The sequence below is a fragment of the Janthinobacterium sp. GW821-FHT03C08 genome, from assembly GCF_059420905.1.
In genome coordinates, this window is sequence record NZ_JBWKUP010000003.1 from 177368 (window position 1) to 190571 (window position 13204).

General features: G+C 61.3%; 13 protein-coding genes. 9 read left to right on the plus strand and 4 right to left on the minus strand.

Features of this window, described 5'->3' with window-relative positions; translation table 11 throughout:
- Positions 1-85 precede the first annotated feature (85 nt).
- From AC07VL_RS05265 to AC07VL_RS05280, 4 genes are all read left to right on the plus strand, one after another.
- On the plus strand, positions 86-736 hold the full coding sequence (locus tag AC07VL_RS05265; RefSeq protein WP_494804900.1) for a TetR/AcrR family transcriptional regulator: 651 nt from the start codon (positions 86-88) through the stop codon (positions 734-736).
- A 169-nt stretch (positions 737-905) separates the two neighbouring features.
- The gene (locus AC07VL_RS05270; RefSeq protein ID WP_494804901.1) at positions 906-1556 is read left to right on the plus strand and encodes a protein-L-isoaspartate O-methyltransferase family protein; all 651 of its coding nucleotides are present in this window, start codon (positions 906-908) and stop codon (positions 1554-1556) included.
- 15 nt (positions 1557-1571) lie between these two features.
- Entirely contained in the window at positions 1572-1895 is a 324-nt protein-coding gene (locus AC07VL_RS05275; RefSeq protein ID WP_290599963.1) for a rhodanese-like domain-containing protein, read from the plus strand.
- Between the two features lie 141 nt (positions 1896-2036).
- Positions 2037-3359, plus strand: coding sequence for a TolC family outer membrane protein (locus tag AC07VL_RS05280; RefSeq protein WP_494804902.1), 1323 nt, complete (start codon positions 2037-2039; stop codon positions 3357-3359).
- Positions 3360-3446: 87 nt separating this feature from the next.
- Here AC07VL_RS05280 and gloA read toward each other — a convergent pair whose 3' ends face one another.
- The 4 genes from gloA to AC07VL_RS05300 form a co-directional block, all read right to left on the minus strand.
- Positions 3447-3854 (minus strand): lactoylglutathione lyase, encoded by a 408-nt coding sequence (gene gloA / locus AC07VL_RS05285; protein ID WP_494804903.1) that lies wholly within the window; start codon positions 3852-3854, stop codon positions 3447-3449.
- 114 nt (positions 3855-3968) lie between these two features.
- The gene (locus AC07VL_RS05290; RefSeq protein ID WP_494804904.1) at positions 3969-4391 is read right to left on the minus strand and encodes an OsmC family protein; all 423 of its coding nucleotides are present in this window, start codon (positions 4389-4391) and stop codon (positions 3969-3971) included.
- Between the two features lie 99 nt (positions 4392-4490).
- Positions 4491-5801, minus strand: coding sequence for a PQQ-dependent sugar dehydrogenase (locus AC07VL_RS05295; RefSeq protein WP_494804905.1), 1311 nt, complete (start codon positions 5799-5801; stop codon positions 4491-4493).
- Between the two features lie 39 nt (positions 5802-5840).
- Complete coding sequence (locus AC07VL_RS05300; RefSeq protein ID WP_494804906.1) at positions 5841-6107, minus strand: hypothetical protein; 267 nt, start codon at positions 6105-6107, stop codon at positions 5841-5843.
- A gap of 262 nt (positions 6108-6369) precedes the next feature.
- Between AC07VL_RS05300 and AC07VL_RS05305 the strand changes: the two genes are divergently transcribed.
- From AC07VL_RS05305 to dnaK, 5 genes are all read left to right on the plus strand, one after another.
- Positions 6370-7323, plus strand: coding sequence for an NAD kinase (locus AC07VL_RS05305; RefSeq protein ID WP_494804907.1), 954 nt, complete (start codon positions 6370-6372; stop codon positions 7321-7323).
- A gap of 48 nt (positions 7324-7371) precedes the next feature.
- A complete protein-coding gene (recN, locus tag AC07VL_RS05310) occupies positions 7372-9039 on the plus strand; it encodes a DNA repair protein RecN (RefSeq protein ID WP_494804908.1) in 1668 nt (555 codons plus the stop codon).
- Between the two features lie 106 nt (positions 9040-9145).
- A complete protein-coding gene (hemH, locus tag AC07VL_RS05315) occupies positions 9146-10255 on the plus strand; it encodes a ferrochelatase (protein WP_494804909.1) in 1110 nt (369 codons plus the stop codon).
- Positions 10256-10614: 359 nt separating this feature from the next.
- Positions 10615-11151 (plus strand): nucleotide exchange factor GrpE, encoded by a 537-nt coding sequence (grpE, locus tag AC07VL_RS05320; RefSeq protein ID WP_290599978.1) that lies wholly within the window; start codon positions 10615-10617, stop codon positions 11149-11151.
- Positions 11152-11242: 91 nt separating this feature from the next.
- A complete protein-coding gene (dnaK, locus tag AC07VL_RS05325) occupies positions 11243-13186 on the plus strand; it encodes a molecular chaperone DnaK (RefSeq protein ID WP_290599979.1) in 1944 nt (647 codons plus the stop codon).
- Positions 13187-13204 lie beyond the last annotated feature (18 nt).

Here is a 13204-nt window from a genome sequence, read left to right on the forward strand (position 1 = left end):
GCGCCGGGCCATGCGCCGGTGCTTGACCGGACTTGGAGACAAGTCTACTATTAATGACTCAAAAGTAAGTTACCCGGATTGACACATGCACGCCCCGATTGATACCAAGCCCCGCTGGGAGCGGCGCAAGGATGCCCGCCCCCAGGAATTGCTCGCCGCCGCCCTCGACCTGTTCGTCGAACGGGGTTTCGCGTCGACGCGGCTGGAGGACGTGGCCAAGCGGGCAGGTGTGTCAAAGGGCACCTTGTACCTGTACTTCGAGAATAAACAGGAGTTGTTCAAGGCCGTGGTGCGCGACAATATCGTGCAGTCGATCGGCGAGGCGGAAAACAGCATGGCCGCGTCCGAGGAAAGCAGCGCCGACCTGCTGCGCAAGGTGATGATGCAGTGGTGGGAAGAGTTCGGCGCCACCAAGCTGGCCGGCTTGACCAAGCTGATGCTGGCCGAAGCAAACAATTTCCCGGAACTGGCGCAGTTTTACAACGAAGAAGTCGTCGCGCGCGGCAATGCGCTGATCGTCAGCCTGCTGGAACGGGGCATGCAGCGCGGCGAATTCCGCCAGGTCGATCCCGTACTGATCAGTACCATCCTCAGCGCACCCGTCACCATGCTCATGATGTGGACGCATTCCTTCCTGCCATGCGAGGTCAAGAACATCGATCCGGTGGCCTATATGGATGCCTTTATCGACATGAGCGTGCGCAGCCTGCAGGTGGAGGCGCCCGGGAAAAGCTGATGCGCGGCCCCTGCCGCTACCGTTCAGTTGCCCCTTTTCCAAGGTTCACCCCCCCAAATCTGCAGATCGTCGCAAATTTCCTCCATTCCCCGTCTTTATGGTTAACATGTGCTTTCAGCCAGTTCAACGATAAAATGGCGGATTATTACTTCACTTACCGAGTCCAAAGATGAATATCGAACAAGCCCGCTTCAATATGATCGAACAGCAAATCCGTCCATGGGACGTACTGGATCTCGACGTGCTGGAGCTGTTGAACGTGGTCAAGCGTGAAGATTTCGTGCCGGCCGCCTATAAAAACCTGGCCTTCGTCGATACCGAAATTCCACTGGGCGGCGGCGAATGCATGTTCACGCCAAAGCTGGAAGCACGCATTTTGCAAGACGTAGCCGTCAAAAAGCATGAAAATGTGCTGGAAGTGGGCACCGGCAGCGGCTACATGGCCGCCTTGCTGGCGCACAAGGCGCGTCATGTGACGAGCGTGGAAATCAATCCGCAATTGAAAACCCTGGCTGAACAGAACCTGGCGGCCAACGGCGTCACCAACGTGACCGTGGAACTGGGCGACGGCGCCCAGGGCTGGAGCAAGGGCGCACCCTACGACGTGATCGTCGTCTCCGGCGCCCTGGCCGTGTTGCCGGAAGCGCTGTTGCAACAAGTAAAAGTGGGTGGCCGTATCCTGGCCATCATCGGTGAAGCACCGATCATGTCGGCGCACTTGATCACGCGCAGCTCGGACAAGGCCTACGACACGCGCAAACTGTTTGAAACCAATGTCACGCCGTTGCAAGCCGTGGCACCGTCGCACTTCCAGTTCTGAGGCGGCGGAGATTCAATGGAGCATTTGAGCGCACCGCAGCTGGCCGCCTGGCTGGCTGACACCTCCCGCCCGCGTCCCGTATTGCTGGACGTGCGCGAGCAGTGGGAGTTTGACCTGTGCCACCTCGACGGCGCCACCCTGATGCAGATGAACTCGATACCGGCGCGTATCGACGACCTCGATGAAGATGCAGAGATCGTCTGCATTTGCCATCACGGCGCACGCAGCATGCAGGTGGCGGCTTTCCTGGAGCGCAATGGCTTTGGCAAGATCAGTAACTTGACGGGCGGCGTCCATGCCTGGGCGCTGCAAGTCGACAGCGCCATGCCTAAATACTAAGTATTTCGCAGTAGATACAACCCCAGGCATGCCTTCCGCATGCCTGCGGAGGCCTGTACCCTGCTTACCCGGCGGGAGCCAGGTTGAGCGTAGCAGATTTTTGATTCCATCAACTTTTGACGACTCCAACGGAGAAATGCAATGCGGAAACCCCTTATCGCCGTACTGATGACCAGCGCCTTTGTCACGATGACATGTTCGCTGCAAGCGCAGGCGGCCGATCTCATCCAGGTGTACCAGCAGGCGCTGGCCAATGACGCGCAGTACGCCAGTGCGCGCGCGGCCCTGTCGGCCGGGATGGAACGGGTTCCGCAAGGATTGTCCGGCCTGCTGCCGCAAGTGTCCGCGTCGGGCAGCAACACGCGCAACAGCATCGAACCGATCACCAGCACCATTTCCATGCCGACGGTCAAGGTGCACACGAATACCTACAACCTGACCTTGGCGCAGCCGCTGTTCCGCTGGGACCGCTGGGAAACCTATCAGCAAAGCAAGCTGGCGCAGGCAATTGCCGAAGCGCAATTTGCACAGGTGCAGCAAGACCTGATCACCCGCGTGGCGCAGGCGTATTTCGACGTGCTCAGCGCGCAGGACAACCTGGGCGCGACGCAGGCGCAAAAAGTCGCCACGACGGAGCAGTTGGCATCGGCCAAGCGCAACTTCGAGGTCGGCACGCAGACCATTACCGATACGCATGAGGCGCAAGCAGCCTACGACCTGGTGGTGGCGCAGGAATTTGCCGCCATCAATGACCTGGCCAACAAGCGCAGCGCCCTGCAAACCATCATCGGCGAAGCGCCGGCGAACCTGGCGCCGATGCGCACGGGCGTGGTCATCAGCGCACCGGAACCGGCCGCCATCGAACCGTGGGTGAGCTCGGCGGAAGAACAGAACTATGGCGTCGTCACGGCCCAGTTCAGCGTGGAATCGGCCAAGCGCGACATCGGCCGCAACCGCGCCGGCCACTATCCGACCCTGGACCTGATCGCCAACACGGGCCATACCTACACCACGGGCGGCGGCACCGGCAGCGCGAACAACAATGCCATCGGCGTGCAGTGGAGCATCCCCATCTTTAGCGGCTTTGCCGTGACGAGCAAGGTGCGCGAATCGATCGCGCTGGAAAACAAGGCCCGCAACGACCTGGAAACGGCGCGCCGCACGGCGGCACAGGGCGCGCGCCAGGCTTTCCTCGGCGTCAACAGCGGCTTGGCGCAAGTCAAGGCGCTGGAAGCGGCGGAAGTGTCGAGCAAATCGGCGCTGGAGTCGAACCAGCTCGGTTATCAAGTGGGCGTGCGTATCAATATCGACGTCTTGAATGCGCAGAAGCAATTGTTCACCACGCAAAAAGACCTGTCGAAGGCCCGCTATGACACCATCATGAATGGCTTGCGCCTGAAGTCGGCAGCCGGCACCTTGAAGGAAACTGACCTGGTGCCCGTCAACGCCTTGCTGGATAAATAAGCGATGTCTTGATGCAAATCAAAACCAGCACCGGCAACGGCGCTGGTTTTTTTTCGTCTTGCGCAGCGCGGCGCAAGGACGGATGTCTTACAGGCCGGCGCCCTGGCCATCGAACTGGCGTTCGATCAATTCGATCTTGTAGCCGTCAGGATCGGTGATGAAGGCGATGACCGTGTTGCCGCCCTTGACGGGGCCCGGTTCGCGCGTGACGTTGCCGCCGTTGGCCCGTGCCGCATCGCACGCGGCAACGATATCCTCGGCCGAGATGGCGATGTGGCCATACGCCGTGCCCAGCTCGTAGCTGGTGGTGCCGTAGTTATACGTCAGTTCCAGTTCCGCGTGGTCGGGATTCGAACCGTAGCCGACGAAGGCCAGCGTGTACTGGTATTCCGGATTGTCGCTGGTGCGCAACAGCTTCATGCCCAGGACCTTGGTGTAAAAATCGATGGAGCGCTGCAGGTCGCCGACCCGCAACATGGTGTGCAAAATACGCATCGTAAATCCTTGATGGTGATAGGGGAATGGCAGGATTTTATGCGGTTTATGGTTTTTGTGCCGAGACCGCCCCTGCCGTCCGCTGAACGGACCGCAGCGGACGGTATGCCGGAATTACTCCAGATGGGCGTCCAGGGTAATCTCCGTGGCCAGCAATTTCGACACGGGGCAGCCCAGCTTGGCGCGCAGGGCCGCATCCTGGAACGCTTCCTCGGTGGCGCCGGGAATGGTGGCCGCCAGGGTCAGGTGGACGGCCGTGATGGCATAGCTGCCATCGATTTTTTCCAGGCTGACCTCGGCCGTCGTCTTCAGGGCCGTGGCGCGCAGGCCGGCCTCGCCCAGCTGGCCGGACAGGGCCATCGTGAAGCAGGCGGCATGGGCCGCGCCGATCAGTTCCTCCGGATTGCTGCCGGGGCCATCTTCGAAGCGCGTGTTGAAGCCGTAGGCCACATTGTCGAGCGCGCCGCTTTGGGTGGAAATAAACCCTTTGCCATCTTTAAGGCCGCCACTCCAGACGGCTGATCCTGTTTTTTTCATGATGTACTCCTTGCGTGGTTCGAGAGTCCATCATGCGCGCCCCACCACCTCGCTTCCGTTCGTTGCGCCACACAGGGGCGGCATCCACGCCTGCCGCGTTCAGCGGGACGGCGCCACGCGCCAGACGATATTGCCCACATCGTCCGCCACCAGCAGCGCGCCCGCCTTGTCGATGGCCACGCCGACGGGGCGCCCCTGCGCCTTGCCGTTCTGGTCGAGGAAGCCGCTGACGACATCCTGCGGCGGACCGCTGGGGACACCATTGGCGAAGGGCACGAAGATGACTTTATAGCCGCTGAAGGGCTTGCGATTCCACGACCCGTGCTGGCCGACGAAGGCGCCGCCCCGGTAGCGGGCGGGCAGCAGACTGCCGTCATAAAACGCCAGGCCCAGCGATGCCGTGTGCGCGCCCAGCGCATAGTCGGGCGCGATGGCCCTGGCCACCACGTCGGGGCGGGGCGGCTGCACGCGCACGTCGACGTGCTGGCCGAAATAGCTGTAGGGCCAGCCATAGAAGGCCCCCTCCTTGACCGAAGTCATATAGTCGGGCACCAGGTCATTGCCCAGTTCGTCGCGTTCATTGACGGCTGTCCACAGTGCGCCCGTGTCGGGCTGCCAGGCCAGGCCTACCGGGTTGCGCAAGCCCGTCGCATACACGCGGGCCTTGCCCGTCGCGCGTTCGAAGCGCCAGATGGCGGCGCGGCCGTCTTCGGCCGACATGCCGTTCTCGCCCACATTGCTGTTGGAACCGACGGCGACATATAAAAACTTGCCGTCGGCACTGGCGATGACGTTCTTGGTCCAGTGGTGGTTGATGGGGCCACCGGGCAGGTCCATCACCTTGGTACCGGGGGCCGTGATGCTGGTCTGTCCTTCCTCGTAGGGGAAGCGCACGAGCGCGTCGGCATTGGCGATGTACAGGTCCTTGCCGACGAGGGCCATGCCGAATGGCGAATTGAGCCCTTGCAGGAACACGCTGCGCGTCTGCGCCATGCCCTTGCTGTCCATGCCGCGCAGCAAAGTGATGCGGTTGGCGCTGGGCGTGGCCGCGCCTGCCTTTTTCATCTGCATCTGCATGATGGCGCCCTTGATGCCCTTGCTGTCGTCCGGTTTCGGCGGCGCATTCGTTTCCGCCACGAGCACGTCGCCATTCGGCAAGACGTACAGCCAGCGCGGATGGTCGAGCCCCCGTGCATACGCGTCGATGGCCAGTCCGGCCGCAACGAAAGGGCGCTGCCCGGCCGTCCAGCGCTGCACGGGGGCGACGTTGACGGTGGGAATGAGCTGTTTATCGGGTGCGGGCAGCACGGGCTGGGGGCCAAAGCCGACGGGCATGGCAGGCGCCTGGGCGTGGGCGACGGTGCTGCCGCAGGCAGCGGCCAGCAGGAGTGAACAGGCGTAGCGGTGCATGGCGTACTCCGGAAACGTAGCAGTGCGTGACGGTTGGACTCAGCGCGCCTTTTTAGGTTCCGGCTGCGCGCCGGGACGGGCTTGCTGCGGCGCGGCGGGCTTGACCTTTTCGACACCCGGCTGGGCATGCCTGTCCGTGTCGACCAGGCCTTGCTCCAGGTCGCTGGCCGCCTGCTGCATGACCTTGCGCGGACGCACGTTCTGCGCGTCGGGCGACTCGTCGCGCTCGTGCGGCAGACGGTCCACGCCGTCATTGCGCACTTTTTCATCGGTGTTGATCTTGCGTTCACTTGGTGGGGTAAGCATATGGCCTCCTGGTGGAAAGAATGACGTCCAGCCAGTGTCCCGCCGCAGCGCGGGACCGGCAAGGGGATTTCCCGGCGCACGGAGCGCTGGCGCACGCATGGGCGAATCTTTTTCTGCGCTACACTGCGGCAACACTGATAAACGCCCCTTGCAGGCACACGGCAGCCGCACTATACTGTGCATATATACAGTATCATGCGATGCCGGCGTGCGGCGCGACAGCCTGGGGCGACTTGCCAACGCATTCACTACCGAGATTTTTATGCCCGTCGAAAAACACGCCGAATTGCCAGCAGCCGCCTTGCCAGCCCCGGGCCACCCGTTCAACCTGGGCGCCAAGACCATCGCCCTGGTCGTGCGCCAGAATACGGATGGCATTGCCGAACCCGTGAAAAGCATCGTCGATTTCCTGCAGGTGCTGGGCCACACGGTGGTCTTCGAGGCGGAGACGGCCGCGCACCTGGCCTTGCCCGGCGTGCGCGCCATGTCGCCGGCCGAGATCGGTGCCGCCGCCGATTGCGCTATCGTCATGGGCGGCGACGGCACCATGCTGGGCATCGCGCGCCAGCTGGCGCCATTCGATGTGCCTTTGATCGGCATCAATCAGGGACGTCTGGGCTTCATGACGGATATCCCGCTCGAGCGTATGCTGCCCGTGCTGGCGCAAATTCTCGGCGGCCGCTTCAAGGCGGAACGCCGCACCTTGCTCGAAGGCAGCGTGCTGCGCGATGGCAAGTCCATCCACGTGGGCATGGCCGTCAACGACGTCGTCGTCTCGCGCGGTGGCGGCGCCGGCATGGCGGAACTGCGCGTCGAAGTCGACGGACACTTCATGTACAACCAGCGCTCGGATGGCCTGATCATTTCCACGCCCACGGGCTCGACCGCTTACTCGCTGTCGGCCGGCGGCCCCCTGCTGCATCCGACCCTGGGCGGCATCGTGCTCGTGCCGATCGCCCCGCATGCGCTGTCGAACCGCCCCATCGTCTTGCCCGACTCGAGCCAGATCGTAGTGGAAATCGTGCGCGGGCGCGATATCAGCGTCAATTTCGACATGCAGACGTTCGCCAGCCTGGTCCAGCAAGACCGTATTCTCATCCGTCGTTCGCCGCACACGATTACCTTCCTGCATCCGGAAGGGTGGAGTTACTACAACACCCTGCGTGAAAAACTGCACTGGAATGAGTACCCGTCGGGCGAGGGCAAGCTCAGCTAACCAGTTTTTCCACGCTAACCCGCGGTACGCCGCCTAACCACAGAAGCCATGCTCCATACACTGTCCATCCGCGATTTTGTCATTGTCGATACCATTGAACTGGAATTTTCCGCAGGCTTCAGCGTGCTGACGGGCGAGACGGGGGCCGGCAAGTCCATTCTCATCGATGCGCTGACCCTGGCCCTGGGCGGGCGCGGCGACGCCAGCGTGGTGCGCGAAGGGGCGGCCAAGGCCGACATCACGGCCGATTTCTCCGTCAGCGAGGTGGCGCAGGCATGGCTGGTGGCTAACGAATTCGCCAACGACGACGGCGGTGCCTTGCTGCGCCGCGTGATCGACAACGCGGGCCGCTCGAAGGCGTATATCAACGGCATCCCCGCCACGGCCGCGCAGCTGCGCGAGCTGGGCGACATGCTGGTCGACATCCACGGCCAGCACGCGCACCAGTCCTTGCTGAAAAGCGAAGCGCAGCGGGCCCTGCTCGACGGCCAGGCGACGGCGCGCGAAGCGGGCGCGGAGCAGGATGCGCGGCAAGTGGCGGCGCTGCACAAGCGCTGGCGCGCCCTCGTGCGCCAGCGCGAGGAATTCGAGACGAATGCCGCCAACGTGCTGTACGAGCGCGAACGCCTGGAATGGCAGGTGGGCGAGCTGGAAAAACTGGCCGCCAAGCCTGGCGAATGGACGGACATCACGAACGAGCACAGCCGTCTGTCGCACGCGGCCAGCCTGCTGGAAGGGGCGCAGGAAGCCCTGTCCCTCATTTCCGAGTCGGAAGACCACCCCATCGTCTCGCAACTGTCGGGCCTGAACCAGAAACTGGGCAAGCTCGTCTCCGTCGATGCGGAATTGCAGCCCATCGTCGACCTGATCGAATCGTCGCGCATCCAGCTGCAGGAATCCGTGTATGCGCTGAACAACTACCTGGACCGCGTGGAGCTGGACCCGGAGCGTTTGCACCAACTCGATGCGCGCATGGAAGCCATGCACAGCACGGCCCGCAAATTCCGCGTCACGCCGGAAGAGTTGCCTGAGGAACACGCCAAGCTGTCGGAAAAGCTGCAGCACCTGGCCGACGCTTCCGACATCGAAGGCTTGCTGCGCCAGGAAGCGAAGATCGAGGCGGAATACCGCAGCGTGGCCGAGCGATTGTCCGCCACGCGCCGTGCCGCCGCCCTGGAGCTGGGGCAGGCCGTCACGCGCGCCATGCAGGAGCTGAGCATGACGGGCGGCAGTTTCGAGATTGCCCTGAACCCGTGCGAACCGGCCGCCCACGGCCTGGAGCAGGTGGAATTCCTCGTTGCCGGCCACGCGGGCACGGCGCCCCGTTCGCTGGCGAAAGTGGCGTCCGGCGGCGAGCTGGCGCGCATCGCGCTGGCCATCTCCGTCATCACCTCGCACGCCACCACCACGCCGACCCTGATCTTCGACGAGGTCGACAGCGGCATCGGCGGCGCCGTCGCCGAAGTGGTCGGACGCTTATTAAAACGCCTGGGACAGGGACGGCAAGTGCTGTGCGTGACCCACTTGCCGCAAGTGGCCAGCCAGGCGAATCAGCATTTCCAAGTGGCAAAAAGCACCCTGGACAATGGCAAGACGGCCTCGCGCATCGACATGCTCGACGCCAAGGCCCGCGTGGAAGAGGTGGCGCGCATGCTGGGCGGCCTGGAAATCACGGCCACCACGCGCAAGCATGCCCGTGAATTGCTCGCGATTTGACCTGGGACGTGACAGGCGTGCTGCCATCGCCTGGCAGTACTCCCGATGTTGACGCAATGTAACTATAATGGTTGGCTAATCCATCCAACGCCTTCGAAGAGCCTTCATGTCATTTCAAACAGAACCGCCGTACACGCATGGCAGCATCGACCGCAGCGCCGTGGTGCTGGTCAACCTGGGCACGCCCGATGCGCCCACTTCGTCGGCCGTGCGGCGCTACCTGAAGCAATTCCTGTCGGACCCGCGCGTGGTGGAAATTCCCCGCATCGTCTGGTGGTTTATCCTGCACCTGATCATTTTGCCATTCCGCTCCGGCCAGTCGGCGAAGAAATACGCGTCCATCTGGACGCGCGAAGGCTCGCCCCTGAAAGTGCACACGCACAAGCAAGCGAAATTGCTGGCCGGCGCCCTGGCCGAACGGGGCCACGATGGCGTGACGGTGGCCATGGCCATGCGCTACGGTTCGCCTTCCTTGCCCGAGGTGCTGGCCCGGCTGAAAAGCGAAGGCTGCGAGCGCATCGCCATCCTGCCTGCATATCCGCAATACTCGGGCACGACGACGGGGTCCATCTATGATGCCGTATTCGCCCATTACGCGACGGTGCGCAATGTGCCGGAGTTGCGTTTTATCAAGCAATACCACGAGCACGACACGTATATCGACGCCTTGCGCGATTCCGTGCTGAACCATTGGGAAGCGCATGGCCGGCCGGAAAAACTGGTGATGAGCTTTCACGGCGTGCCCAAGCGCACCTTGCTGCTGGGCGACCCGTATCACTGCCAGTGCCTGAAAACGGCGCGCCTGCTGGCGGAAAAGTTGAAATTAACTAAAGAGCAATACGTGGTGACCTTCCAGTCGCGCTTCGGCAAGGCCGAATGGCTGCAGCCGTACACGGCGCCCACCCTGGTGGCGCTGGCGCAACAGGGCGTCAAGCGCGTCGACCTGCTGTGTCCGGGCTTTACCAGCGATTGCCTGGAAACCCTGGAAGAAATCGCCATGGAAGCGAAGCACGACTTCGAGGCGGCCGGCGGCCAGCAGTTTCACTATATCGCTTGCCTGAACGAAACGCCGGCCTGGATCGCGGGCATGGCAGAAATTGCCGAGCAGCACATGATCGGCTGGCCCACGATGAAGACGGCGCCGCAGCGCGCGGCCGACAAGCACGAGGGCGAGCAGGCCCGCGCGGCGGCCCTGGCGCTGGGGGCGGCGAATTAGAAAAGGTATCTATTTTGCAAGGATGAGCCGCGCTTGCGCGGCTTTGCCGTTTCTGGCGCGGACGGATGGTTTGCCAAGTAGCAACATCGTCAGTGGCAATCGCCTTGGCGGGGCTGGTAGAATGCCGGCTTTGCTGGGGATGCCGGCTGTATCCGGGGGGGGCACGCTCCATAGGGCGCGCACGGCTCGCTGCCCGAAATGGGAAGCGATTTGTAATAAGCTGTAACATTGGATGACGTAAACCTTGGCGTTCGCGCGCATACCCCTTGAAACAGTAGGATATAGCCCCATCTGCCGGTTAGTGTTGTAAAGATGTATAGACTAACTTATTTAAGCCATTGATTGTAGGAGCTTTCTAGATGCAAGATCAGGAAAACCAAGCCGTACCTAATCCGCAAGCGGACGCCGCGACGACTGCGCCATCGACTCCCGCAGAGCCTACTTTGGAAGAGCAGCTGGCGAGTACCGAAGCGCGCCTGGCAGAAATGCACGATGCCTTCATGCGCGCCAAGGCCGATGGCGAAAATATTCGCCGCCGCGCGCAGGAAGATGTTGCTAAAGCGCATAAATTCGCAGTGGAAAGCTTTGCCGAAGCCATGGTGCCGGTGAAAGACAGCCTGGAAACGGCGCTGACGGTGGAAGCACCGACGATCGAGTCGCTGAAAGAAGGCGTCGAGATGACCTTGAAGCAATTGAGCGCCGCGTTCGAGCGCAACCGCCTGGTGGAAGTGCTGCCAGCGCAGGGCGAGAAGCTCGATCCGATGAAACACCAGGCCGTTGCCGTGGTGCCAGCGGATCAGGAAGCCAATACTATCGTGTCAGTCTTGCAAAAGGGCTATATGATTGCGGACCGCCTGTTGCGTCCAGCCATTGTGACTACCGCGCAAGCAAAATAATCAGAGGGCGGCATCAAGCAAGCCTTGAAACCATGCCGCTTTGCCACATATAAGAACCATCTGAAATCTAGCAAATAAAAGGAAAAAAATCATGGGTAGAATTATCGGTATCGATCTGGGAACCACGAATTCCTGCGTTTCCATCATGGAAAATGGTCAACCAAAGGTAATCGAAAACGCTGAAGGCGCACGCACGACGCCATCGATTATTGCTTATCAAGAAGATGGCGAAATTCTCGTCGGCGCGCCGGCGAAACGCCAGGCCGTGACCAATCCGAAAAACACGCTGTTCGCAGTGAAGCGTTTGATCGGTCGCAAGTTCGACGAAAAAGAAGTCCAAAAAGACATCGCGCTGATGCCGTACCAAATCATGAAAGCCGACAACGGCGATGCATGGATCGGCGTACGCGACAAAAAACTGGCGCCACCGCAAATTTCGGCGGAAGTGCTGCGCAAAATGAAGAAAACGGCAGAAGACTACCTCGGTGAAGAAGTCACCGAAGCCGTCATCACCGTGCCTGCGTACTTCAACGACTCGCAGCGCCAGGCCACCAAGGATGCCGGCCGCATCGCCGGTCTGGACGTCAAGCGCATCATCAACGAGCCAACCGCGGCAGCGCTGGCGTTCGGCCTGGACAAGGCTGAAAAAGGCGACCGTAAAATCGCCGTGTATGACTTGGGTGGCGGTACGTTCGACGTGTCTATCATCGAAATCGCCGATGTTGATGGTGAGAAACAATTTGAAGTGCTGTCGACCAACGGCGACACCTTCCTGGGCGGCGAAGACTTCGACCAGCGCATCATCGATTACATCATCGACGAGTTCAAGAAGATCAACGGCATCGACCTGAAAAAAGATCCGATCGCCCTGCAGCGCATCAAGGCTTCGGCCGAGCGCGCGAAGATCGAGTTGTCGTCGTCGCAACAGACCGAGATCAACGAGCCGTACATCGCCATGGCAAATGGCGCACCGGTCCACTTGAACCTGAAGATGACCCGCGCCAAGCTGGAGTCGCTGGTGGAAGAGCTGATCACGGCGACGATGGAACCTTGCCGCACCGCTATCAAAGATGCTGGCGTGAAAGTGTCGGACATCGATGACATCATCCTGGTCGGCGGCATGACGCGTATGCCGAAGGTGCAGGAAAAAGTGAAGGAATTCTTCGGCAAGGACCCACGCAAGGACGTGAACCCGGACGAAGCCGTTGCCGTGGGCGCAGCCATCCAAGGTTCGGTCCTGTCGGGCGAACGCAAGGACTTGCTGTTGCTGGACGTCACTCCTCTGTCCCTGGGTATCGAAACCCTGGGTGGCGTGATGACCAAGATGATCCACAAAAACACGACGATTCCGACCAAGTTCAGCCAGGTCTTCTCGACGGCCGACGACAACCAGCCTGCGGTGACCATCAAGGTCTTCCAGGGTGAGCGCGAAATCGCCGCCGGCAACAAGGGCCTGGGCGAATTCAATTTGGAAGGCATCCCGCCAGCAGCACGCGGCACGCCACAGATCGAAGTGACCTTCGACATCGACGCCAACGGCATTTTGCATGTCGGCGCGAAAGACAAGGCCACCGGCAAGGAAAACAAGATCACGATCAAGGCCAATTCCGGCTTGACCGAGGCGGAAATCCAGAAGATGGTGAAAGACGCCGAGTTGAACGCGGAAGAAGACAAGAAGGTCAAAGAATTGGCCGAGTCGCGCAACCAGGCCGATGCTCTGGTACACTCGACCCGGAAATCCTTGACCGAATACGGCGACAAGCTGGAAGCGGGCGAGAAAGAGAAGATCGAAGCGGCAATCACCGACCTGGAAGCAAGCATCAAGGCCGGCGACAAGGCTGAGATCGACGCCAAGGTGGAAGCACTGTCGAGCGCATCGCAGAAGATGGGCGAAAAAATGTATGCCGACATGCAAGCGCAGCAAGCTGCCGGCGGCGCGGAAGGTGCACAGCAAGCTGCTGGCGCATCGGACGCAGGCGCCAAGCAAGACGACGTTGTCGACGCTGACTTCAAAGAAGTCAAAGACAGCAAGTAATTGTCTTGCGCTCCCATG

What these genes read in the sequence shown, in the direction of transcription:
- AC07VL_RS05265 (WP_494804900.1), top strand. Translation starts at nt 86, where the DNA reads ATGCACGCCCCGATTGATACCAAGCCCCGCTGGGAGCGGCGCAAGGAT.
- AC07VL_RS05270 (WP_494804901.1), top strand. Translation starts at nt 906, where the DNA reads ATGAATATCGAACAAGCCCGCTTCAATATGATCGAACAGCAAATCCGT.
- AC07VL_RS05275 (WP_290599963.1), top strand. Translation starts at nt 1,572, where the DNA reads ATGGAGCATTTGAGCGCACCGCAGCTGGCCGCCTGGCTGGCTGACACC.
- AC07VL_RS05280 (WP_494804902.1), top strand. Translation starts at nt 2,037, where the DNA reads ATGCGGAAACCCCTTATCGCCGTACTGATGACCAGCGCCTTTGTCACG.
- gloA (WP_494804903.1), bottom strand. Translation starts at nt 3,854, where the DNA reads ATGCGTATTTTGCACACCATGTTGCGGGTCGGCGACCTGCAGCGCTCC.
- AC07VL_RS05290 (WP_494804904.1), bottom strand. Translation starts at nt 4,391, where the DNA reads ATGAAAAAAACAGGATCAGCCGTCTGGAGTGGCGGCCTTAAAGATGGC.
- AC07VL_RS05295 (WP_494804905.1), bottom strand. Translation starts at nt 5,801, where the DNA reads ATGCACCGCTACGCCTGTTCACTCCTGCTGGCCGCTGCCTGCGGCAGC.
- AC07VL_RS05300 (WP_494804906.1), bottom strand. Translation starts at nt 6,107, where the DNA reads ATGCTTACCCCACCAAGTGAACGCAAGATCAACACCGATGAAAAAGTG.
- AC07VL_RS05305 (WP_494804907.1), top strand. Translation starts at nt 6,370, where the DNA reads ATGCCCGTCGAAAAACACGCCGAATTGCCAGCAGCCGCCTTGCCAGCC.
- recN (WP_494804908.1), top strand. Translation starts at nt 7,372, where the DNA reads ATGCTCCATACACTGTCCATCCGCGATTTTGTCATTGTCGATACCATT.
- hemH (WP_494804909.1), top strand. Translation starts at nt 9,146, where the DNA reads ATGTCATTTCAAACAGAACCGCCGTACACGCATGGCAGCATCGACCGC.
- grpE (WP_290599978.1), top strand. Translation starts at nt 10,615, where the DNA reads ATGCAAGATCAGGAAAACCAAGCCGTACCTAATCCGCAAGCGGACGCC.
- dnaK (WP_290599979.1), top strand. Translation starts at nt 11,243, where the DNA reads ATGGGTAGAATTATCGGTATCGATCTGGGAACCACGAATTCCTGCGTT.